This is a genomic window from Macrococcus equipercicus, assembly GCF_024205945.1.
Classification (GTDB): Bacteria; Bacillota; Bacilli; order Staphylococcales; family Staphylococcaceae; genus Macrococcus; species Macrococcus equipercicus.
Genome location: NZ_CP073809.1, coordinates 1424235 through 1449351 on the forward strand (window position 1 = coordinate 1424235; position 25117 = coordinate 1449351).

The 25117-nt window shown below is 39.6% G+C and carries 26 protein-coding genes; 7 read left to right on the forward strand and 19 right to left on the reverse strand.

Features of this window, described 5'->3' with window-relative positions; translation table 11 throughout:
• Positions 1–17 precede the first annotated feature (17 nt).
• Both KFV11_RS07415 and zapA read right to left on the reverse strand, forming a co-directional pair.
• Positions 18–572, reverse strand: a complete 555-nt coding sequence (locus tag KFV11_RS07415; protein WP_254249594.1) for a CvpA family protein — start codon at positions 570–572, stop codon at positions 18–20.
• Positions 565–837, reverse strand: coding sequence for a cell division protein ZapA (zapA, locus tag KFV11_RS07420; RefSeq protein ID WP_149458430.1), 273 nt, complete (start codon positions 835–837; stop codon positions 565–567). The genes KFV11_RS07415 and zapA overlap by 8 nt, the downstream gene beginning before the upstream one ends.
• A 93-nt stretch (positions 838–930) precedes the next feature.
• Here zapA and rnhC point away from each other — a divergent pair, with 93 nt between their 5' ends.
• Positions 931–1842: a ribonuclease HIII gene (gene rnhC, locus KFV11_RS07425; RefSeq protein WP_254249595.1), complete on the forward strand. Its 912-nt coding sequence runs from the start codon at positions 931–933 to the stop codon at positions 1840–1842.
• A 285-nt stretch (positions 1843–2127) separates the two neighbouring features.
• On the forward strand, positions 2128–4392 hold the full coding sequence (locus KFV11_RS07430) for an ATP-binding cassette domain-containing protein (protein WP_254249596.1): 2265 nt from the start codon (positions 2128–2130) through the stop codon (positions 4390–4392).
• A gap of 55 nt (positions 4393–4447) precedes the next feature.
• On the opposite strand, the gene KFV11_RS07435 is transcribed toward KFV11_RS07430, so the two are convergent.
• The 6 genes from KFV11_RS07435 to KFV11_RS07460 form a co-directional block, all read right to left on the reverse strand.
• Complete coding sequence (locus KFV11_RS07435; RefSeq protein ID WP_149458428.1) at positions 4448–5149, reverse strand: M15 family metallopeptidase; 702 nt, start codon at positions 5147–5149, stop codon at positions 4448–4450.
• A 124-nt stretch (positions 5150–5273) separates the two neighbouring features.
• The gene (pheT, locus tag KFV11_RS07440) at positions 5274–7667 is read right to left on the reverse strand and encodes a phenylalanine--tRNA ligase subunit beta (protein WP_254249597.1); all 2394 of its coding nucleotides are present in this window, start codon (positions 7665–7667) and stop codon (positions 5274–5276) included.
• Positions 7654–8724 (reverse strand): phenylalanine--tRNA ligase subunit alpha, encoded by a 1071-nt coding sequence (gene pheS, locus KFV11_RS07445; protein WP_254249598.1) that lies wholly within the window; start codon positions 8722–8724, stop codon positions 7654–7656. Before pheS ends, pheT begins: the two co-directional genes overlap by 14 nt.
• Positions 8725–9529: 805 nt before the next feature.
• Positions 9530–9775 (reverse strand): cation:dicarboxylate symporter family transporter, encoded by a 246-nt coding sequence (locus KFV11_RS07450; RefSeq protein WP_367305191.1) that lies wholly within the window; start codon positions 9773–9775, stop codon positions 9530–9532.
• A gap of 9 nt (positions 9776–9784) precedes the next feature.
• Positions 9785–11023, reverse strand: a complete 1239-nt coding sequence (locus tag KFV11_RS07455; RefSeq protein ID WP_254249599.1) for an aminoacyltransferase — start codon at positions 11021–11023, stop codon at positions 9785–9787.
• Positions 11024–11615: 592 nt separating this feature from the next.
• Positions 11616–12059, reverse strand: a complete 444-nt coding sequence (locus tag KFV11_RS07460) for a Rossmann-fold NAD(P)-binding domain-containing protein (protein ID WP_254249600.1) — start codon at positions 12057–12059, stop codon at positions 11616–11618.
• A 129-nt stretch (positions 12060–12188) separates the two neighbouring features.
• Between KFV11_RS07460 and KFV11_RS07465 the strand changes: the two genes are divergently transcribed.
• The gene (locus KFV11_RS07465) at positions 12189–13370 is read left to right on the forward strand and encodes an MFS transporter (RefSeq protein WP_254249601.1); all 1182 of its coding nucleotides are present in this window, start codon (positions 12189–12191) and stop codon (positions 13368–13370) included.
• On the opposite strand, the gene KFV11_RS07470 is transcribed toward KFV11_RS07465, so the two are convergent.
• Positions 13332–14102 carry a helix-turn-helix domain-containing protein gene (locus KFV11_RS07470; protein ID WP_254249602.1) on the reverse strand — a complete coding sequence of 257 codons (771 nt, stop codon included), beginning with the start codon at positions 14100–14102 and terminating at the stop codon, positions 13332–13334. The two genes, KFV11_RS07465 and KFV11_RS07470, sit on opposite strands and share 39 nt — an antisense overlap.
• Before the next feature lie 493 nt (positions 14103–14595).
• On the opposite strand from KFV11_RS07470, the gene KFV11_RS07475 reads away from it, so the two are divergent.
• Positions 14596–14781: a hypothetical protein gene (locus tag KFV11_RS07475; protein ID WP_254249603.1), complete on the forward strand. Its 186-nt coding sequence runs from the start codon at positions 14596–14598 to the stop codon at positions 14779–14781.
• A gap of 101 nt (positions 14782–14882) precedes the next feature.
• On the opposite strand, the gene KFV11_RS11755 is transcribed toward KFV11_RS07475, so the two are convergent.
• The 3 genes from KFV11_RS11755 to yidC form a co-directional block, all read right to left on the reverse strand.
• On the reverse strand, positions 14883–16199 hold the full coding sequence (locus KFV11_RS11755) for a DUF2785 domain-containing protein (RefSeq protein WP_367305161.1): 1317 nt from the start codon (positions 16197–16199) through the stop codon (positions 14883–14885).
• 75 nt (positions 16200–16274) lie between these two features.
• Complete coding sequence (locus KFV11_RS07490; RefSeq protein ID WP_254249604.1) at positions 16275–17285, reverse strand: S66 family peptidase; 1011 nt, start codon at positions 17283–17285, stop codon at positions 16275–16277.
• 135 nt (positions 17286–17420) lie between these two features.
• Positions 17421–18152 (reverse strand): membrane protein insertase YidC, encoded by a 732-nt coding sequence (yidC, locus tag KFV11_RS07495; protein ID WP_254249605.1) that lies wholly within the window; start codon positions 18150–18152, stop codon positions 17421–17423.
• A 1204-nt stretch (positions 18153–19356) separates the two neighbouring features.
• On the opposite strand from yidC, the gene KFV11_RS07500 reads away from it, so the two are divergent.
• The 3 genes from KFV11_RS07500 (at position 19357) to KFV11_RS07510 (ending at position 20841) form a co-directional block, all read left to right on the forward strand.
• A complete protein-coding gene (locus KFV11_RS07500) occupies positions 19357–19530 on the forward strand; it encodes a VraH family peptide resistance protein (protein WP_254249606.1) in 174 nt (57 codons plus the stop codon).
• A 415-nt stretch (positions 19531–19945) separates the two neighbouring features.
• A complete protein-coding gene (locus KFV11_RS07505; protein WP_149458411.1) occupies positions 19946–20248 on the forward strand; it encodes a PadR family transcriptional regulator in 303 nt (100 codons plus the stop codon).
• Positions 20249–20250: 2 nt separating this feature from the next.
• Complete coding sequence (locus KFV11_RS07510) at positions 20251–20841, forward strand: DUF2812 domain-containing protein (RefSeq protein WP_254249607.1); 591 nt, start codon at positions 20251–20253, stop codon at positions 20839–20841.
• Between the two features lie 511 nt (positions 20842–21352).
• Here the strand turns inward: KFV11_RS07510 and KFV11_RS07515 are convergent.
• The 7 genes from KFV11_RS07515 to KFV11_RS07545 form a co-directional block, all read right to left on the reverse strand.
• Positions 21353–21616 carry a transposase gene (locus KFV11_RS07515; protein ID WP_254249608.1) on the reverse strand — a complete coding sequence of 88 codons (264 nt, stop codon included), beginning with the start codon at positions 21614–21616 and terminating at the stop codon, positions 21353–21355.
• Positions 21617–21673: 57 nt separating this feature from the next.
• A complete protein-coding gene (locus KFV11_RS07520; protein WP_254249609.1) occupies positions 21674–21862 on the reverse strand; it encodes a hypothetical protein in 189 nt (62 codons plus the stop codon).
• Positions 21863–22253: 391 nt separating this feature from the next.
• On the reverse strand, positions 22254–22556 hold the full coding sequence (locus KFV11_RS07525; protein WP_254249610.1) for a hypothetical protein: 303 nt from the start codon (positions 22554–22556) through the stop codon (positions 22254–22256).
• A 214-nt stretch (positions 22557–22770) separates the two neighbouring features.
• On the reverse strand, positions 22771–23016 hold the full coding sequence (locus tag KFV11_RS07530) for a hypothetical protein (RefSeq protein ID WP_254249611.1): 246 nt from the start codon (positions 23014–23016) through the stop codon (positions 22771–22773).
• 20 nt (positions 23017–23036) lie between these two features.
• Complete coding sequence (locus KFV11_RS07535) at positions 23037–23552, reverse strand: hypothetical protein (RefSeq protein ID WP_254249612.1); 516 nt, start codon at positions 23550–23552, stop codon at positions 23037–23039.
• A 17-nt stretch (positions 23553–23569) separates the two neighbouring features.
• Complete coding sequence (locus KFV11_RS07540; protein ID WP_254249613.1) at positions 23570–23989, reverse strand: hypothetical protein; 420 nt, start codon at positions 23987–23989, stop codon at positions 23570–23572.
• Positions 23990–24251: 262 nt separating this feature from the next.
• Positions 24252–24992, reverse strand: coding sequence for a TrmH family RNA methyltransferase (locus KFV11_RS07545; RefSeq protein WP_254249614.1), 741 nt, complete (start codon positions 24990–24992; stop codon positions 24252–24254).
• Positions 24993–25117 lie beyond the last annotated feature (125 nt).

The following is a 25117-nucleotide window of genomic DNA, read 5'->3' on the forward strand; positions in this document are numbered from 1 at the left end:
AAGTCATAGACCTCCGCCTATGACTGATGATTTAAAATTATGAACGCGGCATTCTGAAACCAGTGGATGGCACGGTCGCTTAATATCGGTGTATATTCCACTACAAACTTCGCAATGAAACTGCCGTTGATACGGTCCTGCAGGAATGGAACAGGAATCATCGCGATAAAGAAAAACAGGAGAAAGACAAGCAGATAACTTTCAATGAAACCGAGCAGTGAGCCGAGCCATGCATTTAACTGCTTGAGAAGCGGCAGCTGGGCGATATAGTCAAAGACCGTCGCAATCATCTGCAGAATGACCTTGCTTACAATGAACAGAAATATAAAGCTGATGACATTGTAAAACGCCTGTTCGCTGTTGAACCAGTGAATCAGCTCAGAAGGCTGCTGACCGGCGGCTGGATAAGGAACGATTAAATAGAGCTTCGCCGCTAGTGCCTGGTAGAACAGGCGGGCGATGATGAATGCACCGATTGTACCTAATAAGTGCATGGACTGTAATATAAAACCTCTTCTGAGACCGATGACCGCTCCAAGAATGAGGAAGAACAATAAAATAATATCAATCATGTGCAGAACCCTGACCTTCTGAATCATATTTAGCGAGCAGTTCTTCGTATTTCTCCTGCAGCTTGACATAATCATCCATAATATTGACAGCTGTCAGTACAGCTTTGCGTGATGTGTCAAGACCGGAGTTATAGCGGGAGATCTCTCTGATGCGGGAATCCACCAGTCCGGCGACGTATCTAATATGACTCGGTTCGTCTTCACCGATGATCGTGTAATGTTGATCATATATAGAAACGGTTATTCTGTTTTTAAATTCACCCATATGGTCCACTCCACTGTCCGTCATTTACTTTATATGTTACCATTTTTTATAAAGAATACACAATAAAAATACGCTTATAATGAGGGATTTACTGTGAGTACAGTCGTAAAAATGATGGATAAAATAGAAATTGAGAAACTGCTGAAGAAAATCACCCATGAAACGGAAAATCTGCCGCCCGGTATGATCGCCCGTGCAAAAATCCAGGGGCATTCCATTTCAGTCTACCGCTCGAACAAAGTGATGATACAGGGCCGTGACGCTGACAATCTGGCAGCTGAACTGCTCGGCGCGCTGCCGGCTGAACAGCAGGAACCGAAACAAATGACACTCGCATACGACCAGTATAACTGCATCGGCTCAGATGAAGCCGGTTCAGGTGACTACTTCGGTCCGATGACCGTCGTCGCAAGCTACGTCTCCAAGCAGCATGCCGAGATTCTCAAGCTGCTCGGTGTGATGGACTCAAAAAACTTAAAGGACCCGAAAATCGTCGAGCTCGCGGAGCAGATCATCCCGCTGCTCCCGCATTCCCTGCTCGTGCTTGATAATCCGAAATACAACCAGCAGAAGGCACGGGGCTGGAGTCAGGTCAAGATGAAGGCAGTGCTGCATAATCAGGCGATCCATAATGTGCTGAATAAGATTGACACAAAGCCCGACTATATCGTCATCGACCAGTTCGCCGTCCAGGGCGTCTACGAGAACTACGCGCTCACCCCAATACCGGAGCGCGCGCGCACACGTTTTGAGACGAAAGGTGAATCGAAGTCCATCGCTATTGCGGCGAGCTCCATCATCGCAAGATATGCCTTCATCAAACAGATGGACAAAATCGAACAGGCAGCAGGGCTTGAAATTGTTAAAGGCGCCGGTGCGAAAGTCGACCTGCAGGCGGCGAAGATCATCGAACGCCGGTCGCTTGATTACCTCGATTCAGTCACAAAGAAAGACTTCAAAAACAGAGCAAAAGCCATTAATCTAGTTGAAAGGAAGCGGTCATAATGGAACCGATCTATTACGGCGCAGGTCTCGGCATCATTGCCTACCTGTTATGGTATATTGCCAAGGAAATAGGGAAAAGACGTAAGTGATATCGTTTACGCTTTCGTGCCGGTCAAGACTTTGAAAACGTGACACGCAAACCGGAATGCCTCTCAAGAAATCAAAAACGTGACGCGCAAACCGGAATGCCTCTCAAGAAATCAAAAACGTGACACGCAAACCGGAATGCCCCTCAAGAAATCAAAAACGTGACACGCAAACCTTGTATAGAAAGGACTTTTCCTTATGAACAACATCATCATCAAAGGCGCAAGACAGAACAACTTAAAGAATATCACACTCGAGATTCCTAAAAATAAGCTCACCGTCTTCACAGGTCGGTCGGGTTCCGGTAAATCGTCACTAGTATTCAGTACGATTGCTGCCGAATCTGAACGATTATTAAATGAAACATATTCTTCCTACATCCAGTATCAGCTGACGCAGTATGCGAAGCCGGACGTCGATGTCATCCGCAACCTGCCGGTGTCCATGGTCATCGGCCAGAAACGCCTCGGCGGTAACTCGCGGTCAACAGTCGGCACGATCTCTGATATTTATTCAGCGGTGCGCCTGCTCTGGTCGCGCGTCGGCACACCATTTGTCGCATACTCCACCGAATTCTCCTTCAACAATCCGGTCGGCATGTGCGAGACATGTCAAGGACTCGGTTACGTCGAAGATATCAATGTCGATGAACTGCTCGACTACGATAAATCACTGAATGAGCATGCCATCAACTTCCCGACATTCGGCCCAGGCCACTGGCGTGGTAAGCGCTATACGTTCTCCGGCCTGTTTGATAATGACAAGAAACTGAGAGACTATACAAAGGAAGAAATGGAGACTCTGCTCTACACAGAACCGAAGAAGTTAAAAGATGCACCGGAGAAATGGCCGAAGACTGCTAAATATGAAGGCGTCATCCCGCGCTTCCGCCGCAACTTCCTGATTAACGACGGCTTTGAGAAGAAGCGCTGGCTGACTGAAGTGAACCGCGTCGTCACAGAAATGCCGTGTCCTGCCTGTCACGGCAAACGATTAAACGACCGGATTTTAAGCGCTAAGATCAACGGGCTCGACATCGCAGACTTCACGAGCCTGACCATCCATGAGGCCATCCAGTTTCTGGACGACGTTCATGATGACAAAGCCGCTTACATCATCAAGCCGCTCCGCGCACAGCTGCAGTCGCTGATTGATATCGGCCTCGGCTATTTAACGCTCGGGCGTGAGACCCCGACGCTGTCCGGCGGTGAATCACAGCGCATCAAGCTCATCCGGCATTTGAACAGCCCGCTGACTGACCTTGTCTATATCATTGATGAACCGAGCGTCGGCCTGCATCCTGAGGACATCAAGAACATCAATGAAATCATCCGCTCGATCCGTGACAAAGGGAATACCGTGCTCGTTGTGGAACATGACCCAGACATCATCAAGACAGCGGACCACATCGTCGATATCGGTCCCGGTGCCGGTAAAAATGGCGGGACAATCACTTTTGAAGGCAGCTACAACGAACTGCTCGCATCAGACACCGCGACGGGTCACGCACTGAGACGACATCATCAGCTGAAGGAAGTACGGACACCGGAGGCATTCATCAAGCTTAAGAACATCACTAAAAATAACCTTAAAAATGTGTCTGTTGATATTCCACAGCACGTCATCACAGCAGTTACAGGTGTCGCAGGTTCCGGTAAAAGCACGCTGATCAAGACCGGCTTTAAAAATAAAGAGCACACCATTTTTATCGACCAGAAGCCGGTCCATGCCTCGAATCGTTCAAACCTGCTCACCTACACGGCTATTTTCGATGAAATCAGAGCCTTTTTCAGCAGGGAGACAGGTCTGAAGAAAAGTCTGTTCAGCTATAATTCTGACGGCGCCTGTCCGAACTGCCATGGTAAAGGGGTATTGAAGACGGAGCTTGCCTATATGGCAGACTTTACGCAAATATGTGAAGTCTGTAACGGCACCCGCTATCGACCGGAAGTACTGGCGGCGACAGTCGACGGCTATTCCATCGCAGACGTCCTGAAGCTGACCGTTGAAGAAGGTATCGATTACTTCAAAGAACACGAGGTGATCACGGAGACACTGCAGTCACTCGCAGCGACCGGTCTCGGCTATATGACACTCGGTCAGTCACTTGATACTTTGTCAGGCGGCGAAGTGCAGCGCGTGAAACTCAGCAAGTATTTGATTGACACTGTCACAGACCGGACTTTTATCTTCGATGAGCCGACGACGGGCCTGCATGAGGAAGATATCCATGTGCTTATCACTTTATTCAACAGGCTCGTAGATGACGGCAATACCGTTATCCTGATCGAACATAATCTGACGATGATGACTGCTGCCGACTGGATCATCGATATGGGACCGGAAGCCGGCCAGCACGGCGGCAGGCTGCTCTACAGCGGCCCGCCAGCAGGGCTCCTCGATGTCGAAGAGAGTTATACTGCTGACCATCTGAGCAATTATTTGGAGCTTGAGCGTATATAGGAACGAATCCCATAATAATAACCCCGGCAGTCTGCCGGGGTTATCTGCTTCACCATTAGTCACATATCAGTCCACGGACTTTATAAGTTCCCGGGTTCAACTTTTTCTTACCCGCGATGCCAAGATATTCTTCCAGTGTCACATGGTTTTTATACATGGCCGTCGCACCTTTTTGACCCACATACCTGATGTGCCATGGCTCATACATAAAACCAGTAATAGACTCCTTACCTTTCAGATAACGAATAATAAAGCCGAAGCGGTGGGCATTGGCCTTCAAATAGCGGGAAGCCAGTGTATATTCAAAGGCAGTGCTCAATGTCCCGTAGTTACTGTTATCCCTGATATCCATCGCTACACCCGCCTGATGTTCAGAAGTCCCCGGTTTAGCGGAGATTTTTGAGGCATAATTAAAGCCGTACATATTGATGTAATCATTATATAACGTCTGCTGCGCCTGATAGCTGCGGAAGCCATAGGCACCCTGTGTCCCTACAATGCCTAATATTATCCCTTTTTTCTTCGCATCGGCAGCCATCGCCTTGTAGTTTCTGATCATCGTTGAACTAGCTCCCGGATTATAATCACGTGACATCCCGTATACTTTGTTGGCGATCACATAATTGTTGATCTTAGTCACGCCGCCTTTATTCACGACATTGATAGTGCACGTTTTCGGTGTCACTGCTGCATCAGCAGTTGCGGCTGAGACTGTCACTGCCACTGCAGCAGTCAATGTTATCATCCATCGCTTCATCACTATACGCCTCCATTTGTTGTATTCTACTTAATTATATAGTGCAGCATCACGAACGTATATAATTTCTGTAAAATTATATCAATTCATCCTAAAAAAAGAGACCTGTCCAGGTCTCTTTCTCTTAGCCTCTTAACTTAGCACCCGCTGCTGTTAAGTTTTCAAGAATCTGATCGACAATCGGCTGAATATCCGCGTCTTTTAATGTCTCTTCCGGGTTCAGGAACTCCATGCGGATTGCAACAGATTTCTTATCTTCAGCGATATGCTCGCCTTCATACACATCAAAGACCATTGCGCGCTGCAAATACTTGTTGTCAGCACTCATGATGATGTCAATCAGTTCGCCTGTCTCGCGTGTCCGTTCCACTTCAAGCGCGATATCACGTGCGATACCCGGGAATTTCGGGATCATATGATACTTCACGGCACTTGTCTCTTCTAATATACGCTGTAAATTCAGTTCGAAGACATACGTCTCTTTTAAGTCATGCTCGCGTTCAATGAGTGGATGCAGCTGACCGATGAAGCCGATGACTTCGCCGTTCAGGAGAACTTGTGCACTGCGGCCTGGATGCAGTTCCGTGACATCTGCACGCTCGTAAGTGAACTGCACACTTAATTTAGCAGCTAATGCTTCAACAATCCCTTTGATGACGAAGAAATCAACCGCTTCGACTTTACCCTGCCATTCAGTCGCGCTGAACTGACCTGTGATAATACCCGCTAATTTCTCTGTCTCAACCGGCTGCGCTGAACCGCGGCCACGGAAGACATTACCGATTTCGTATAACGCGACGTCTTTCAGCTGACGGGCATTGTTATACTGCACGGCATCGATTAAATGCGGCAGCAGGCTTTGACGAAGAACGGCATGGTCCGCACTCATCGGCATCATCAGTTTGACCGTCTCCTCTGTCTTGTCCGTGAACTGCTGCGCTTTTTCTGCTGACACGAGCGCATAAGTGATCGCCTGGTTCAGCCCCAGTCCTTCAAGCAGTGATTTTACTGCACGGCGTTTCGCCTGGTAAGCCGTCAGACCGACACGTTTACTGGCATGCGTCACAGGTAACGTCGACGGCAGTTCGTCGTAACCGTAAATACGCGCCACTTCCTCGATCAAGTCTTCCTTGATCGTGATGTCACCGCGTCTTGTCGGCACATGGACGTTGAACGCGTCACCATCCACCTGGCTGTCGAAGCCGAGTCGTTCAAAAATAGTCTTGATTTCTGTATTGGAGAGATCAAATCCGATTAGGCCGTTCACTTCATCAGTCGTGATCTGCACCGTCACTTCAAGGTCAGGCAGTTCTCCTGCTGCCACAATACCTGCAAGCACGTTGCCGTTCGCATGTTCCTGCAGCAGGAATGCGGCACGGTCAAGCGCCATGTTCACACGTTCAGGTGCGACGCCTTTTTCGAAGCGGCTGGATGCTTCTGAACGCAGACCCGTCTGACGGGACGTCTTACGGACATGGACCGGGTTGAATAATGCTGATTCAATGACAACGTTCTTCGTCTCCTCTGTCACTTCAGAGAAATCACCGCCCATGACACCCGCCAGCGCAATCGGTGCGCTGCCGTTCGTCACAACGATATCCTCAGCAGTCAGCACGCGCTCCTTGTCGTCAAGCGTCGTCATCTTCTCGCCTGCCTCAGCATAACGGACAACGATTTTCTGTGAGCCGATTTTGTCAGCATCGAACATATGAAGCGGCTGACCGAGTTCCATCATGACATAGTTGGAGACGTCGACGACATTATTGATCGGACGCACGCCTGCTTTGATGAGACGCATCTGCATCCATGTCGGAGACGGCTTGATTTCCACATTTCGGACGACACGCGCTGCATAATAAGGAGAAGCATCAGCATCCTCAATCGTCACCGCAATCGCATCTGCTGCGTTCCCGGATTCCTCTAACTCTGCTTCAGGGAACTCAATCTCTTCTTCGTACAACGCACTCACTTCATAGGCAGAGCCGAGCATGCTCATCGCATCCGCACGGTTAGGCGTCAGACCGAACTCCATCACACCGTCTGCCAAGAACAGTGCTTCAAGCGCATCAGTGCCCGGCGTCACTTCTTCAGGGAAATGGAAGATCCCTGTCTCATACTGTTCAGGTACCAGATTCTTCGGAATACCGAGCTCGCCTAACGAACAGATCATCCCGTTTGATTCAACGCCGCGCAGTTTCGCGCGCTTGATCTTAACGCCGCCCGGCAGACGACCGCCCGGCTTGCAGACGATGACATACTGGCCCGCGTCGACATTCGGTGCACCGCAGACAATCTGCAGCGTCTCGTCGCCGACATCCACAGTCGTGACATTAAGTTTGTCCGCATCCGGATGTTTCTCCTTCGTCAGCACATGACCGACAACCAGGTTTTTGATATCTTTCGTATAATCGGTGATCTCTTCTACTTCAATCCCGCTTCTTGTGATCTTCTCGGCCAGCTCTTCAACCGGCACATTGACGCGGACAAATTCATTCAGCCATTCTTTACTGACTAACATGTTCACTACCTCCATCTTCTACTGCTTTGAACTGTTCAAGGAAACGTAAGTCATCGGTATAGAAATGACGGATATCTTCAATCCCGTATTTCAGCATCGCGATACGGTCAGGCCCCATACCGAAGGCAAAGCCTGAATATTTCTCTGAATCGAACCCCGCCATCTCTAGCACATTCGGATGCACCATACCGGCACCGAGAATCTCGATCCAGCCTGTGCCCTTACAGACGTTACAGCCGGCGCCGCCACACTTGAAGCATGAGATATCGACTTCAACAGATGGTTCTGTAAACGGGAAGAAACTTGGACGGAGACGAATCTCGCGCTCAGCCCCGAACATCTTCTTCGCGAACAGCTCCAGTGTTCCTTTTAGGTCGCTCATCTTGATGTTCTCATCAACAACCAGCCCCTCAATCTGCGTGAACTGATGGCTATGCGTCGCGTCATCACTATCACGGCGATAAACTTTACCTGGACAGATGATCTTGACCGGACCCTGACCTTTACGGCTCTCTAATGTTCTCGCCTGTACTGGTGACGTATGCGTACGCATCAGGAGCTCTTCTGTGATATAGAAACTATCCTGCATATCACGCGCCGGATGCGACTTCGGCAGATTCAGTGCTTCGAAGTTATAGTAATCTGTCTCGACTTCGTAGCCTTCCACGACTTCATAGCCTAAACCGATAAACAGATCTTCCAGTTCCTCGACAATCTTTGTCAGCGGATGTGCACTGCCGACATTGAAATTGCGACCGGGTAATGAGATATCAATCGTCTCATTCTGAAGCTTATCATTGATCGCTTTGTCCTTCAGCTCCGTATCTTTCTCTGTCATCGCCGCTTCTACAGCCTGACGCGCCTCGTTCACGAGCTGACCGAACATCGGCTTCTCCTCGTTCGGCAGTGACTTCATCTCTTTCATCAATCCGGTGATAATCCCCTTCTTACCGAGATACTCCACCTTCACCTGCTGCAACGTCTGCGCATCACTCGCGTCATTCACTTTCGCCAGTGCTTCCTGCTGCAATGCACTTAACTTATCCTTAAGCTCCATCATAATCCTCCTAAAAAATTGATAAAAAAAATAGCCCCACGCCCTAACAAGGGACGAAAGACTTCCGCGGTACCACCCAAATTTATGCCTAAGCATACACTTCATTCATGCGTAACGGGCAGGGACCGGCTTAACTTCTTATTAAGCAACCAAAAAGATGAAAAGAAACACAGCTCATGATGATCGTTGCACCATAGTCGACCACTCTCTGGACATAAACTATTAATCCCGTCTTTTTATCGGTTCAATATTCATTTCCTATTCATTATAGGAGATAATTAAAAGAGAGGCAAGTAGGTAAAATGATGGACCTACCTGAACAGTTGAAATGATGGATGATGTGTCTAAAGTTATAAGCGATAAAGACGATTTATCGCTTATAACTATTTGATAAATTGATGAAATCAAAAGTTATGATTGATAAACATAATTTATCGTTCATAACTCTGATGAATTTAGAGCTTGTGAAGAAGTAAGAACCTTGACTGTTTTCTGACAAATAATGAACAGCTGATAGCAGTAAAAGTCATACCTTATGGATTGATATTGATTTCATTCATAATAGCTGACAATTCCTCACTCCTCTTTTCCATTGCCCAATATAATAACTACGCTTCCAGTTGAATACATAATCTATAATTACCAATCAAAAGCATAATAGTTCCAAACACTAAAATGAAAATTTCAAAACTGCTCTGTTCATTTCCATCATAAATAGTTATCTTTAATTTTATCATTCAACATACTCGTTTAGAGCAATTTATATGCACAAAAAAACAGGACGATTTCTCGTCCTGCTCCACTCCTATGCTTCTGTCTGTTCTACGACTGCATCTTTATCTGAGTAAATCCCTTTATTGAATGTACCGAGCATACGTGATGTGATTTTTCCGCTCAGCATACTACCATTAACATTCAATGCAGTACGGCCCATATCGATGAGCGGTTCGACTGTAATCAGTACACCAGCAAGCGCAATCGGTAAGCCCATTGAAGACAGGGCGATGATAACAGTAACACCACCAACACTGAATGAACTGATCGCTGTGATTACTGCTCTCTAACGTTTCATCCTTTTATATATATTATAGAATAACGGACGTAACGGTTTTTCAAAATCACCGATATATTCTTCTACTACTGCGTTAAATCCCTTTTTGAACTTCACGACTCCAAGGTCCGGTGATTTCTCTGTAAAGTCACCGCTCACACCGTAGAAGTTATATTTCTTCAAATTCAGTGACTGCGCATACTGAATCATCTGCCACATCATGTTATAAGGACCCATAAACTGATTGTACTTAGGATTCGAGCCACTGGATAGATAATAAAGTTCATGATTATTGTGGATGTATAGCGCACTTGCGAGCACCAGAATAGCACCGTCTGACGCTCTCAGACTCTCGGTCTCCTTAATTTTCTTCGCTAATACCTGCAGCTTCTTGTCCTGCTCGTTATGCTTATTTTTCAGCTTTCTGAAATCCGGGTTCTCTGCCAGTTCCTTTGAAGACACTGCGAACTCCTGCTGCATTTGCTGCTGTTCATTCTTTAAGCGGTCGAGATACTCATCTAAGTCAATATAACTCAGGACTAACCGGCACTTATCGCCATAGGTCTCCTGCATGCGGACGAAATAGTCGTACTTGCGGAAAGAGAAGCCGTGTTTATCTTCAGCCATTTTAAACAGACGGTAAAACGTCTCGGTTTCATCAATAGATAAATCTCTTAGTTTTACACCCATCTCAAGTGTTTTCTTAATATTTCTTCTCGTCTGATAGTCCATTGCTTTCAGCAGCTGAGCTTCATCTTTATTCTCAATATCCAAAACGGACAGCCAGCGGGCCTGGGAATCCATCGAATAACCGACTGTAAAACCTTTATGGCGATAGCCGAGCTGAGCAAGGTGCGAGATGAAGTCTTCCACTTCGAAATGCTGCATCAGTTCGCCTTCGTGATTTCTATAGTTCATTAAAATATGAGGATCTACAAGTACAAATAATCCTTTTCTCACTTTTAAATACTTTATTAGTTCACTATAAAACAGATCAACAAGTGCAGCGTTAGTGTAGTCCATCACCGGTCCTCTATGTGAATAGAAGTAGCTAAAGAACTTTAAAGCTCTGGCACTTGTCAGCAGACATGCTGCAAGTACTTGTTCACCTTCTTTCACGCCAACAAGGTATACAGGCTCGTTATTATTTTTCTTGTAATTATAATGGGTGACTGACTGGGTATAATGACTGAAATGATGGTTGACATGCTTCTCATATTCCTCAGGTGTTAACTCACAAAATTTCATGCTCTACCCTCTATTCTCAAATTTACTGTAATAAAAGATTACACATTAATATGTAATCTTTTTTCATAGCGGAGGGAGAAAGATTTGAACCCTCTTAAGCATTAAGCTCCTAATTGAGAAAATAATTCCCCTTAAGCCAGACGTGGGTTTCCCTCCATATTATGTATCTATATACTAATTATACATGATTATATTTTAGTTACAATATATTCCTTATTATTATTTTTCAAATATTCATCCTCCTTATTTATAAAAAAACCGACATTCGCTTGAATGCCGGGCCTTTTTCCATCATACGATGATGTTATTGTCACCTATCAATCTATTACTTATAATTTTTGACATCCACAAGTTCACTATCTAAATAGCGGAAATAATCCTGCTGTCAGCTCTGAGTCTGCTCTGCTGTCCGTTTTAACTTAGACTCCTAAAACGGATACACTCTAAACGCCATTTTCCGGTTGATATTGGTCCATCTCATTAGACTTCAAGTTGATTCGTCGTTTTCTGATCCTTACTGTAACCCCTCATTTTCTTTTACTTTTCAACCAGCTCTTTTTTTATCGCGCTGTAATCATACCTTCTGAACGATTTAATAATCATGTCTTATCACATTAATCACCAGGTCAGATATTTCTTCCTGAGTTAACCACCGATTTTCATATGGATGTTTACCTAATTTTATAATTTGCACTTGTTTATCAAAACTAAATGTCCTGCTGGTTGAACCTTGAACTAGATATATATTCTTAAAATCAAACTGATTCATAAAATCATTTAGCATTTCATAATAAGGGCTGTGTACCCAGACTAATAGCGTTGATATATAATTCAAATTAATTGAATTTTTTAATGCTTCATAAGATTTCGGATCTTGAAAATCAAAATAATGAAAACATACGTTTTTCTCTACTATAAGATGTCCATATTTATTAGGATTTCTACTACATAAAATAACCGAAGTATCTTCTTTTTCAATCATCCATTCTGTTGCTTTAAGCAGCATACCAGAGCCACCAATGATTACTGTAGTCATCAACCCACCTCCACTTTATATTTTACTAGTGATACCAATTATTATTACATCTTATATTGTTAAATTTATAGCAATATAGATTCAGTCATGAGCAGTTATATCGCCTATTATGAAATAGAGGTGATTATAATGAAAAATAGATTAAACTTCGTATTGTATATTATGGGTGGGAGCATCAGTACTACAGGTGATGTCCTATCAAATATGGGAATATTGTTTTTAAGTTATGAAATATCAAAGTCAGTTAAAATGACATCGATTGTTGGAGCATTTGAAACAATGCCTTTTATTGTATTTGGTTTAATAGGGGGAGTAGTCGCAGACTGGTATTTGAAAAAGGAATTATTAATAACTGTTCAGTTAATACGAATCCCTATAATGATTATCTTTGTATATTTGATGTCAATAAATCAAATCAATATTTCATACCTTATCTTTTATGTAATGCTTTTAAGTCTATGTAGTTGTTTTTATAATCCAGCTCATAGAGCGTTATTACCACAGATATCTCAAGATGATAATCTGATTAAAATCAATTCAATTTACGATGCTTCAATTAGAATAACTACAATATGTGCATTACTGTTAAGTGGAGTTCTTCTAACTCGCTTTGATTTAATCACTTTCTTCATAATTGACCTATTTACTTTCTTTATCAGCCTGAGCACTTTAGTTTTTATAAGGTCATCTGAAATAAAAGTAAAATCTCAGAAAACAATAAAAAGAATTAAGGAAGATTTATTAGAATTTGTTAAATACATAAAATACAATGAGGAAATCAAACATCTTTTTTTGTTTACCTTTATTATGGTGTTTTTAAATACTTGGCTATTTGATGTAGGATTTTTAATGTTAGTAAAACAAACGAGTGAAAAAGCAAATAGTGATTTTAGTTTTTATAAAGGATTTTATAGTTTTTGCGCTATCTTTATAAATATATTCATTCCAATAGTCTTTAAAAAACAGAGTATTCACACCTACATTTTAGGTTCATTTATCTGGGGTAGTGGTTTCTTCATTATGTCTTTAAATCAATCTAAAATTAATATTTACTTTTCACTCATTATAATAAGTGCAGGTTTGATATTATCAAGTATGACCCGTTCTTATCTTATTCAAACAAAGATAGAGCCATTTATGCATGCTCGTGGATTTAGTTTCAATGCTGTCTTACTCTATACTTCCAATACTTTATCACTGCTGTCTTTTGGATTTACTTCAGAAGTTTTTAATATTCAAGCGATCTATGTCATAGCCTCTTCATTAATGATGCTATCTTCTATATCTTTCTTCATATTGAGACGGACTTAAAAAAGTAAAATGCTTAAACCATTTGGAAAACTGATTATATGAGCTGTAGCCCACTATGTAAGAGATAGCTGTAAAGGTTAAGTTGTTTTTGTTTATCAACTCTAATGATTTTGTTATTCGTATTTGATTCAGATATTCTATAGGTGTCATATTAAAATAAACCTTAAAGATTTTAATGAGATGATATTTACTGTAACTAAATGTATCTGCCATTGACTGTAGTGTTAAGTCATCCATGTAATTTCCTTCAATATACTCTTTTATTTTCTGATGTTCATTATTTTTATAGATAATATTGAAATTCATCATTTTATCAATTAATAACTGGGTTATACAGGATTCTAGATACATATTCTTTGCTTTAACAGATATGTTAGAATCCATTAATCTCGCAAATCGTTTGAAATCATATGAGAAATGAGGAGAAGTCTTTACAGGTAAATCAAAGAAGTTAAGTTCACAATTTAATTCTTTTTTCATATTCGATATAAATAGTGGATTTATCTCAATTAAATATTTATTTTCAATGACTTTTAACTGTTTATGCTGCAAAAACGGACTAAGAGTTAAAAAACTCTCCAATCCAAATCTAGTATCTTTATTCTCAATTTGATAAAGATTATTGGGATGCTGATTAAATATTATTTTATATTTATCATCATTCCTAATAATCGATTCTTCCAAATTATTTGTTCTATTTAAGTACAGTGCATTTTCAGATTTTATAATCAATTAAATATCCCTTCCTTTTACCTTATATTTATAGTTTTGCAATAATCATTATTTAAATCTTGATCTCATTTTAAAACAATTCATATCTTATTATTTTTCATATTTTTAAGTAAGGAATCGATTAATGTAAGCACTATAATCATTAATATCGTTACTATTAAAATTCTGTTTTTTTCATTTTAGCAAATTATTTTTAAACTATGTTTTAATACCGTGTTCATATGACTGGCTTTTTTACGTATTATTTAACCGTAGAAATAATAAAATGACTTTTTGTATGACCGTATGGTTGCAGTAAATCAATGAATCCTTCTACTTTACTTATATTTTTTAATCTGACTTTGAACATATTTTAAAATCGATTCATTGAATATAGAGTACTTATGAAATATTAAGTTCAAGAAGAATAATTTTTCACTTTATCGTTAGTTAATTTATAACAATAATGCTAAAATTATCGTAACAAATTTAATTGTAAAGGAGAAAAGATATTATGGGCTTCTATTATGCCATCTTACTTGTACTTGGTATTTCATTAATGATTTTTGGTTGGAATTACAAAAAGAATATCAATGTTAAAGTCATCGCTCTTGTCTGCTCTGTACTCATGATTGCTTCTTCGTTATTACTGTTTTTACCTGGTTCTGACCTAATATTGGATATTTTAATTAATCAATAGCAATAAAAATTAATTCAAATTTAAAAGAAAGCTGGTTAATAATAATCAGCTTTCTTTTAATTTTATTTAACTTCTGTATTTCTCCATTCTCACAATTCCTTCTATGATTCAATAAGCGTTATTAGCATTTTCTGAAGGACCGGGTGATTCTTAGCACCAAAATAAAGTGATTTAATAAAATCATTCAAGTTCTTTGCTTTCCGGTAATATATAATATCTTTTACTTTAGTTGTTTCAAGTTTATTTTTTATCAATTTTATCCAGTCAACTATATACTGCTCTGTAACTAGACTCTTCTCTAAAAGTTCAATTACTATGTGAGACATCCTCATCTCTTCATCATCGATATAAGGGATATAATCATTTTGCAACCTTGCCAAATTTATTTCGATTCCCTCTAAAATTTCACCATTAAAATTCTTCATATAGTACTGTGATTTGATACATTCTACTATTAAATCAGAAGTATGCGCTGGTGCATGTGCCCATCCTTTTCCATCGACAAAACCTCTTACATCTTTTTCATTGATAAAATAATCAATACTACCTTTGATCAAAACATTATATTCCATTTCAGATAGAAATTTTTCCTGGTTATCAGAATAAACAATCGCATGCAGAAATAATGCACTGAAGCTTCTTTTAAACACATTATCATTATTTTTTTCATTGATTCTATAAGTAAGATTATCGAGACACTCTTTCATCACATTCCTTATTTGAATGACTGTTAATTTACCATTCAATATGATTTCGCAGAATTTGCTATAAACTAAAGCATCTCTAATATCAGGATCTGGATGTCCTATATTACTCATCATTTCATTTATGAGTTGATCCATATCATTTTCAGTTAAATTTGAATTTTCATCATATCTATCTATAAGTATTTTAATCACCTGGTAGCCATCTAATTCTTCAAAATACTTCAAGGCTCTCTTTTCAAGTTCCATCACATAACCTTTCTTAGCTTTACTGTACGCTCTTGTTTCTTCATATTTTTCAGCTAGCTCTTCTTTCTTTGCACTATAAGCGTAAACTTCATTAAGATTTTTCAATAAATAGTCTCTTACAGCAAGATGTCGATATATCTCAGGGTGATCATACTGATAGATATGAATATGATGACTTCTATTTTCCCCACCTTTTCTCAGTAATCTTCTTCCTGGAATCCCCCACTCACCTGCTACATCGTAACCTAACACTTCAAATATACTATTGTAAGTGTCAATTGTTGAAATATCTTTAACCAGCACCATCATATCTATCACTGGTTTTGCCTTCATTCCCCGTACAGCTGTGCTACCGAAATGTTCGAAACGAACAACTTCATCTTTTAAAATATCAAATAGCAACTTACATTCACGTTCAAATAACACTTTCCAGTTTAAATTATAATCTGAAAGCCTTACTTTCATATAAAGTCTCCCCTTTGATAAGAATACTTAAACTTTCAGAATTATATCAACAAACACTTAATCAAACAACTTAATTTAAATAAACATCTGCTTAATCTTTCCCTTGCCTTCTCTACACTCAACAATACCATAGGCACCATTGATAAAAGTGATTTGAGGCGGCATATGACCGCAGTCAATATCGTATATAATTGGTATATTAAGATCCTGAGCAGTATCATCGTATACATCTTGAATTGAATAATCCTCTGTACTCTCAGTCACTCGCGTTCGTCCGAATAAGATACCACTACAGTTATCAAACCATCCTGCGTATTGCATTTGCAGCAGCATCCTTCTGAACTCAGCCGGATTTGCTTCACAGTTTTCTAAATACCATATGACCGGCTCATCTTTAATATATTGTTCTCTGAATGTCTTTACATCACCATAAGGTGTACCAATCAAATGACTGATGACATCAATACAGCCACCTAACAGTCTTCCTTCTATTTTCACCGCTTCTTGATCTACTGATTTCCATTCTGTTGGTGTATCTAAATTAAAAACGCACTCAGTCGGCTGGTTATGGTTCCATTTACTTTGAAATTGTTGAGATGAGTATTGTGTTACTTCCTCATTAACTTTTGTTTTTAGAACTTCAAGCCACATCGCTGTCGTGTCATCAGAGTATTTACCTCGTAAATCGACAAGATTAGTCCCATGTGCTGTTGCTATTCCCGTCTTGAACGTAATAGCTAATAACACTGTACTGATATCAGAGTACCCAAGTACCCACTTCGGTCGGAGTCTGTCATAATCAATCTTGTTCAAAATCTCAAGAGCAAGCTCTCCACCAAAGGGAGGGATAATTAAATCAATTCTATCGGCAGTGAAGAAGTCATTTAACTCTTCTGCCCGCATGATAGAGTCTGTTGATTTTGCTTTATGCTGAGTCATCACCGATTGACCAATGACAATTTCATTTGTATTTTGGAACCTTTTCTTAATATCAACTAAATAATGATGCATAAAATCTGGAAGTCCTGATGAAGGTGCCGTCACACCAATAACCGCATTCTCATTTAATACAGGATATTTAATCATAATAATCCTCCTGGTGATTAATAAATTATTATGATTATAACATTACTTTTTCACTTAATATTCTTCTTATCAAATACAACAATTAAAAAAAGCCGATCTTTAAAGACCGGCTCTGACTTAGTTAACTTTATAGTTTTATGACGCTTCTTCATAATCAAAGTAGCGGTTCGACAAATATTGCTGCAGCATCGCTACAAATGCGCCGGCAGCCCAGTATAGAGGCATAGCTGCAGGAAGCGTTATACCTGGAATTAGTATCATTAATGGACTAATATACGGCAGCATCTTCATCTGCGCTGGTGTATCTTCCGGCATATACTGCATCGAGAGCTTCACTTGAATGTAATATAACAAGGCTGCTGTCAGTGCCATGAATATATCAGGTGTTCCTAAGTTAAACCAGAGAAAGCTCTGGCGTGCGAGTTCGTTGTTATGCGAGATTGCGAAGTACAGGGCGGTTAATATCGGCATCTGAATTAAGACCGGCAAACAGCCGCTGTTGATCGGGCTTGTACCGTTTTTTCTGTGCAGTACTAGAAGTTCCTGCGTATAAACCTTTCGTTCTTCAGGTGTAGCCGCTTCTTTCATTCTTTTGTTGATTGCATCAATCTCAGGTTTGAATTTCTTCATCTGAAACTGTGCTCGTCGCTGCTTCTTGAATGAATAGAACATTAAAGGCATCATCAGTATTCTGACACATAATGTCACGAGAATAATCCCTATCCCATAACTGCCATCAAAAAAGTCAGCAAAGAATTTGATTGATACAACAAAAGGTTCAACTAAAGTCTGATGAAACGCCCGGGGTCCGCATCCACTTAATATAAATACACTTATCACTAATATGACGCTGAATAATTTTTTCAATTTTTCTCCTCCAGTATATTAATTAATTGATTAATATACTGGAGACAGGTCTTCCTCATCTGATAATTTCGCTAGACACCGAATGCGCCACCTTAATATCGGAAACCTCCAGGCAGCGATACATTGGTGGACAATGATTACAGCAGACGGTAATTTGAAGCGGCAGATCAGATTAATCGTGACTTTAATATGAAAGAGAATGTAAAGCAGGGTTACGAGCAACGGCGAAAAAGAAATAAGATAATAAGCAATGCAGCTGAGCATCAGCCCTTCACTTATTAAACTCATCAACCATTCCAACATAAAACCCCTCCCTTCCACTTATTAAATTCATTTTAACATAACATTTACTGGTAATGATAAAGAATCATTATTAGTAAATTGATTGTCGTGTGTTACTTATACACTTTATGTTACAATATTTGGGGAAAGCTCTTAAAAAAGGAGGATGACCTGACATTACACCTGATGTTTTACTTGGAATTGTCACTATCGCAACAGCCATCATACTCATTTATATGATCCTAAAAAAAGTTGATTTTATTTATATTTTCTATACGTCATTTATCTCTTCCTCAATACTTTTTTGCATCCGTCTCTTTATGATGGATTTCACTGCAGGAAGAGCCTTTCTTAAATCATTCAATCCAGTGATTGTACTGATTATCATCATCGCAGCGGTTATACTGGTGAAGGACTTAATAAAAAAGAGACACTAATATGGATAGTATCCAATCAATCAGCACCTCTTACTAACTGTGCCGCTTATTCTCACAATCACCCGCCCGTTCTTATAATGACGACTAAACTCATTGTGATCAGGCACGTCAATTATTACACGAACGCATCAAGAGAAACATTACAATCCATAACGTTCATCAGTGTAGAAAGGACTAACATGAATATAGAAACTCAGAAATTATTTTTGCTGACTGTCTTAATAACTATCGCGAATTTTCTTGTCATCCTGTTCACTCAGGAACTTGATTCATTATATGCAAGAATCTCAAATTTTTTAATACTAGCTCTGTGGTACTATACCGTTATAAAAATCAGACGAGAGCGTCAAGGAAAATAACAGGCATCAGTTTAATTGGAAATAAATTCACTATGCAATGCAATCATCCATAATTTAAATGTAAGAGATATTATATATTAGCGTTTATATTACAAAAATGACATGAATTTTAAAGGAGAATTCGAAATGACAGTTAAAGAATTTTTTAATAGTTTATTAGAAAAAAAATGGACTATGGAAGATCTTTTGTATGTATTCTTATCTTCTTGTGTTGCTAGTATTATCGTTACACCATTATTTGCTTTACCTGTCGGGATTATAGTGTATTATTATTTCTTTTTTGATAATGATGAAGATTGAGATAATACGAACTAAAATACTCATAAATTTTGAAGAAGCATGTAAAGGGCAAACTATAATATTGCTTATCTGTTTTATTGGTTGTAATATTAGCTGATAAAATCAAAAAATAAATAACAATCTAAAGTAGTCACATCGTTGTGACTGCTTTTTATTTTACCCAAAAGGTAATACAAATGATTGTTTACTTTACTGCTAAAATGTCAGGTGATTCTACTTCAATCATAGTCTCTGACTTCTTTAACTTATCTCATATTATAATCCTGTCAATTATCCTTATAGGACAATTAATTATAAACAGTTGTTAATGTTACCAAAAAACTATAATTTCCCATTATTCAGTTGAACTTAGTATTGAAATCTGTTATCCTTATATTAAGTTCAACTGACTAGTCAAACTGCATGAGGAGAAATTATGAAGCATAAACTTTTACCGTTATCTGAAACCATGCACTATATATTACTTGCGTTACGTACACCGAAACATGGCTATGCTATTATGCAGGAAGTTCAGGAGATGAGTGATATGACTGTAATTCTGGCCCCTGGTACTCTTTATGGAGCATTGGACAATTTATCAAAACATCACTGGATTAAACAAGTTGATATCATGGATAGACGTAAAATCTATCATATTACTCACGAAGGATTGGAAGTTTTAGAACATGAGAAAAAACGATTAAATCATATTTTATCTCTGTATGAAATGGAGGATTAATAATGAAGGTTACGAAATGGTTTCTTGATCCTATGAAGCAGGAAGAATGGCTGAATCATATTTTGGCCCAAGGTTATTATCTGACTAAAAAATCCGCTCTTGATAAATATACTTTTCAGAAGACAAAAGAAGATTTTGTGATCAGATTGGATTATCGGGATCATTTTTCAGCGAAGGACTATAACGAGTATCTGATTCTTCACGAAGACATGGGATGGGAATTAGTGAGCGGCAGCAGATTGACAGGCATACATATCTGGCAGCGCATCCGCTCAGGAAACGATGTACTAAACTCTGATAGCTTCTCCAGAGTCCAATACTGTAAGAGAATGATGAACTATACAGGCATGATGGCACTCCTTTTCCTATTCTATTTTTACTTAGGTGCACCTCATTTAAATAAAATATTCTTAACGCCTGGGCTCTGGGATATGCCTAGAGAATGGTTCTGGAAGGCATTTCTATTTGAACTACCTTTCGCCTTAATGAGAATATCATTTCCAGTTTTATTGATTATATTCATCTTCTTCTTTTCGAATAGCTATTATAAATTCTATAAATTGAAAAAGGAAGCTGAGTCTAATTTAAATTAAGAACAGTTGGAACCTGATCTTTGATAAAATAACAATTCAGAAGCTAGCATCTAAAACCATATGTTTAATTGTAAGACTGAATTGTTTCGCTCAATAGTAGGTCTCCTATTCATCATTAGTTGCACAGTTGGTTACTTTACTTACTGGCTAAATAATAAGGATAAGCAAAATAAGTAGGTGACAAAGCCCACTAAAAAACCCATTTCTGTCCTACCAGAAATGGGTTTTGGTGAATCTATTCTTGAAATTTCCTTAAAAACATTGGTCTGTCAACAGATTATTGAACAGTTTTTATTTCTTGATTCTTCTAGTGCCATAACACTTACGGTTGGAGTTGAAGATTCGAACAATTTCATTACTGAGCTCACTGTCAGAATGTACCTTTCCTCCGCCAGTCTGTCTATTCATTTCATAATAATAAGTGCTTCTAGAGATCTGCAGGACTTTGCACATTGCTGATACTGAATATTTTTTGGCATTCTTTCGAATGACATCTATCTTCGTCCCATGATCAGCGCTGCAAGACTAAAATATCATTCTCCATCGTGAGCTGCTGGTTTTCTTTACGTAGTTTTCTCAGTTCTCTTTCTTCATCTGACAGATTGTCAATATGATTGAAAGAACCGGTGGACTGATGATTCTTCACCCATTTGTCCAATGCCGAAGGCGTCAGGTCATATTCGCGTACAATCTCAGACTTTGACTTACCATTTTCAAACAGTCGGACCATCTGTAATTTAAATTCGGGAGTAAATGTTCTTCTAGTTCTTTCCATAAAAAATCGCCTACTTTCTTTGATTTAACAATAACCTCCCTCATAGGAGTTGTCCAATCAAGTGTAGACGATCCAAACCCCGTTCCATTTCTCAAAATGCTCATTAATTGAAGTATAACTATTGATCTGCTCATCATTAAGACCAATTAATCTGCTCTGGTCTACCGCACTTAAAGAATCCCAGTAATGAATAGTAATGAGGTTATTTCCATCAATCATATTCGATCCTGCCTGTACTTGTTCCATTAAAAGTTCTCTTTGGAATGCAACTGTTTGTAGCTCATACCAACCTTCCTACGCAACAATGACAAATTCATAATTTATCTGCCAGGCTTTATAACAGCAGTTTGCATGAATCGAATTATAGATAGTATGGTTCTTAAACTCTGATTTCGGAACTATAACCATGTCCAGAAGCAGATCACTTATCTTATTGTAGAAACTCGATGAAACAAAAAATAAATCCCGCTGTTGTTTAAGTGTTCGGGTCATATTAATCTTCTCTTCTTTCTAGCATAGATTCTTTGAATAAAGCCACACTTAATCGGTTCGGTAACTTCCTTATTCCTTTTATAGATTTATTTTTCATGATTGGTTCTAATTATCAATGCTTCTTTATAAATGATTTTCTCATCAGTCATAATTTCCCTTCTTCTTTATCAACTGGTTTGAACGACTTATAATTATTAATTGTCGGAAATAATGTCATCATATAGAGATACATCACATATAAATCTACTGAAATATAATTGTCTGAATGACTCGCATGATAAATCATTATGCCGGCAATTATGGTATAAAGAACAATACCGGATAAATATAATAGAGGACTCTTCTGCAGAAAACGAAATCTTCTTATCTCACTTGCGATTGTAAACAGAAAAAAGACAAATGAGTAATAGTAGATATACAGAGCGAGTGTGGCATGTTCATCAATCATCGACTCTTTAGATTTAGCATCAAGTACACTGTCATAATCAGCAGAACTGATTATATGTGGAAGAACTAAGCAAATAAGCAACAACACCAAAGTAATCCATTGATGATACTTATAGCGGCTGTCATTGTCCCAGTCTTTGAAGTTAAATGTGTTGGAAAAGTAATAGCTAGTTGAGCTACGTAAATTATACTCGTCGTGAAATTTATCCATCTCATCAAATCCTGATTCCAATATTGATGATTATGATTACAAGGAGAAACACAAACGAGAGCATCACTTTTACTGTGCTTCTTTCAACCCAGGATAAGACAATAATCGTAATCGCTATTCCAAATACAGCAATATCACCCACAATACCTATTTTATAAGGTGTAAGGTTGTTAACGATGAAGCTGATGCCTAAGAGTGCCATGAAGAACATCAGCACTTTATCACCGCTTTTATTTGATTTCTCCTCCATTATGTCCTCTTCTCTATTTATCATGATTCTCGCCATCCCCTCTTTTTAATTTTATTGACGTAGCCAGTATTGGTCATGAAGATTGCGGCATATACAGGCAGCATAACCAGCAGGATCTGAGGCTGCATCTTCAACATCAGCATCGCCATCAGATAAACAGCACTGCCAATAACAGCAACCAAAACGACGGCTATATAAGGTCCAGCGTTCTTTCCCCGTTTATGAAACATCCTGAGTTCCGTCGGCAGAGTTGTTAAAATCAATATGCTTAAAAAGCCGATGATATATACACCCGTTCCAAACGAATCCCAGAACAACTGCCGATCCAGTTCCTTTTGCGGCAGATTATAGAACGCTTCATCGTGTAAGCCATATATAAAACTGTAGATCACCCAGCTTATAAATAGTATTGTAAACAGCGGTAAAAACATGGTTTTATGCTTATCATACATTTGATAGCTGATGGGTGCTTTCGGCTTGAAAAAGTTGCGTCTATAATCCTGCCAGGCCTCTTTGTAAGTGATTTTCTCTGTCATAATTTTTCTCCTGCCGCTTATTTAAAGTAATAGTTACCCAATGTCGTGAAACTCGGTATCAAATATGCCAACATAATTGCGAGCAACGTTAGTTGCTGGTGCGTCATCACTGCATAAATATAATAGCCAAGTATAGCGATAAAAAATATAAGATGCGTCACCTGATAAAGTAATGGCGATTTCCCCCGCATATGAAACATTCTCATTTCAGTCGGATAACTGACAATAGCAACAAGTATCACGGTCACTAGAAAGAACAGAAACCCATTTGAATTTAAATCTGAGGTCATTGTCAATCCAAACATCAAAAGTATGAAGGGCAGAATTGTCAACCGCCCTACCCAAAGCTGATTTTTATACGCTTCTTCCGTAATCGGCGCAGTGAAATTGACCAAATTGCGGAAGTAATCAAGCCATGCTGCTTTAAAGCTGTTCATTAAAAAGCCACCTCCATCCTTATACTGTTAGTATAAATGATAAAGGTGGTATTCAATAGTAATATTTGTATTTTTAAGGAATATTTAATGTTTATCCCACATTATTTAGTGCCTGTCTTATAGTATTGAGAGATGTGATAATGTTTTCTCTCCTATTTGTCTCCAGTCTGCCGACGACTACACCGTTCTATCAGTTATTGAATTAGTGTCTACTCTAATAAAGTCAGAGTTATTTGTCAGACATTTTAGCTGCGGCACTTGATCAGCCTTTGAAATGATACATCAGAATACCGGCGCAGACCCCGACATTCAGGCTTTCTGCCTGGCCGTAAATCGGGACATATAGATTCTCGTCCGCTGCCGCCAGAATCTCTTCGTCAACACCTTGTCCTTCATTGCCGAGCACAATCATGAATGACTCCGGCACTGCTGCGTCTTTATAGTTTTTTGCGTCCTTCAGACTTGTGCCGAATACTTTCCCCGAGAAGTCTTCCTTCACTTCACTGAAGTCTGCTTCTATGACCGGCAGATGGAAGACACTGCCCTGACTCGCGCGCAGCACTTTGTCGTTATAGATGTCGACTGTCCCTTTTGAGATAACGACGCCGTCCAGTCCTGCTGCGTCTGCTGTGCGGATGATCGTTCCGACATTGCCCGGGTCCTGGATGCGGTCAAGATAGACGAGCTGCTTGAAGTCAGCCAGTTCGTGCTGCGGCATATTACAGACGGCGTATATCCCTTGCGGTGATTCTGTCTGAGATAGTTTCTCGGCGATTTTGAATGTGATCTGATACTGCTCCTTGCTCGCTTCCACCATTTCTTCAGAGATATCATCGGGATTGACACTCAGTATGGTCTCCACTTCAAGGCCGCTCTTCACGGCTTCTTCCACCAGATGATAACCTTCCACAAGAAACTGCTGCGCCTTCTTGCGGTCCTTACGCGTATGCAGTTTTGCAATGTTCTTGATTCTCGTATTCTGTACTGATTCGATGAGTTCCATATCATCACTCCATTCACTCTATTGTTATCTTTATTATAAACTAATTCAAAGACGTGAGATACTCGTCATCTATTTCATTATATTGTTATTTTGTCACATTTTAACGGTTGATAATGGATTAAAAG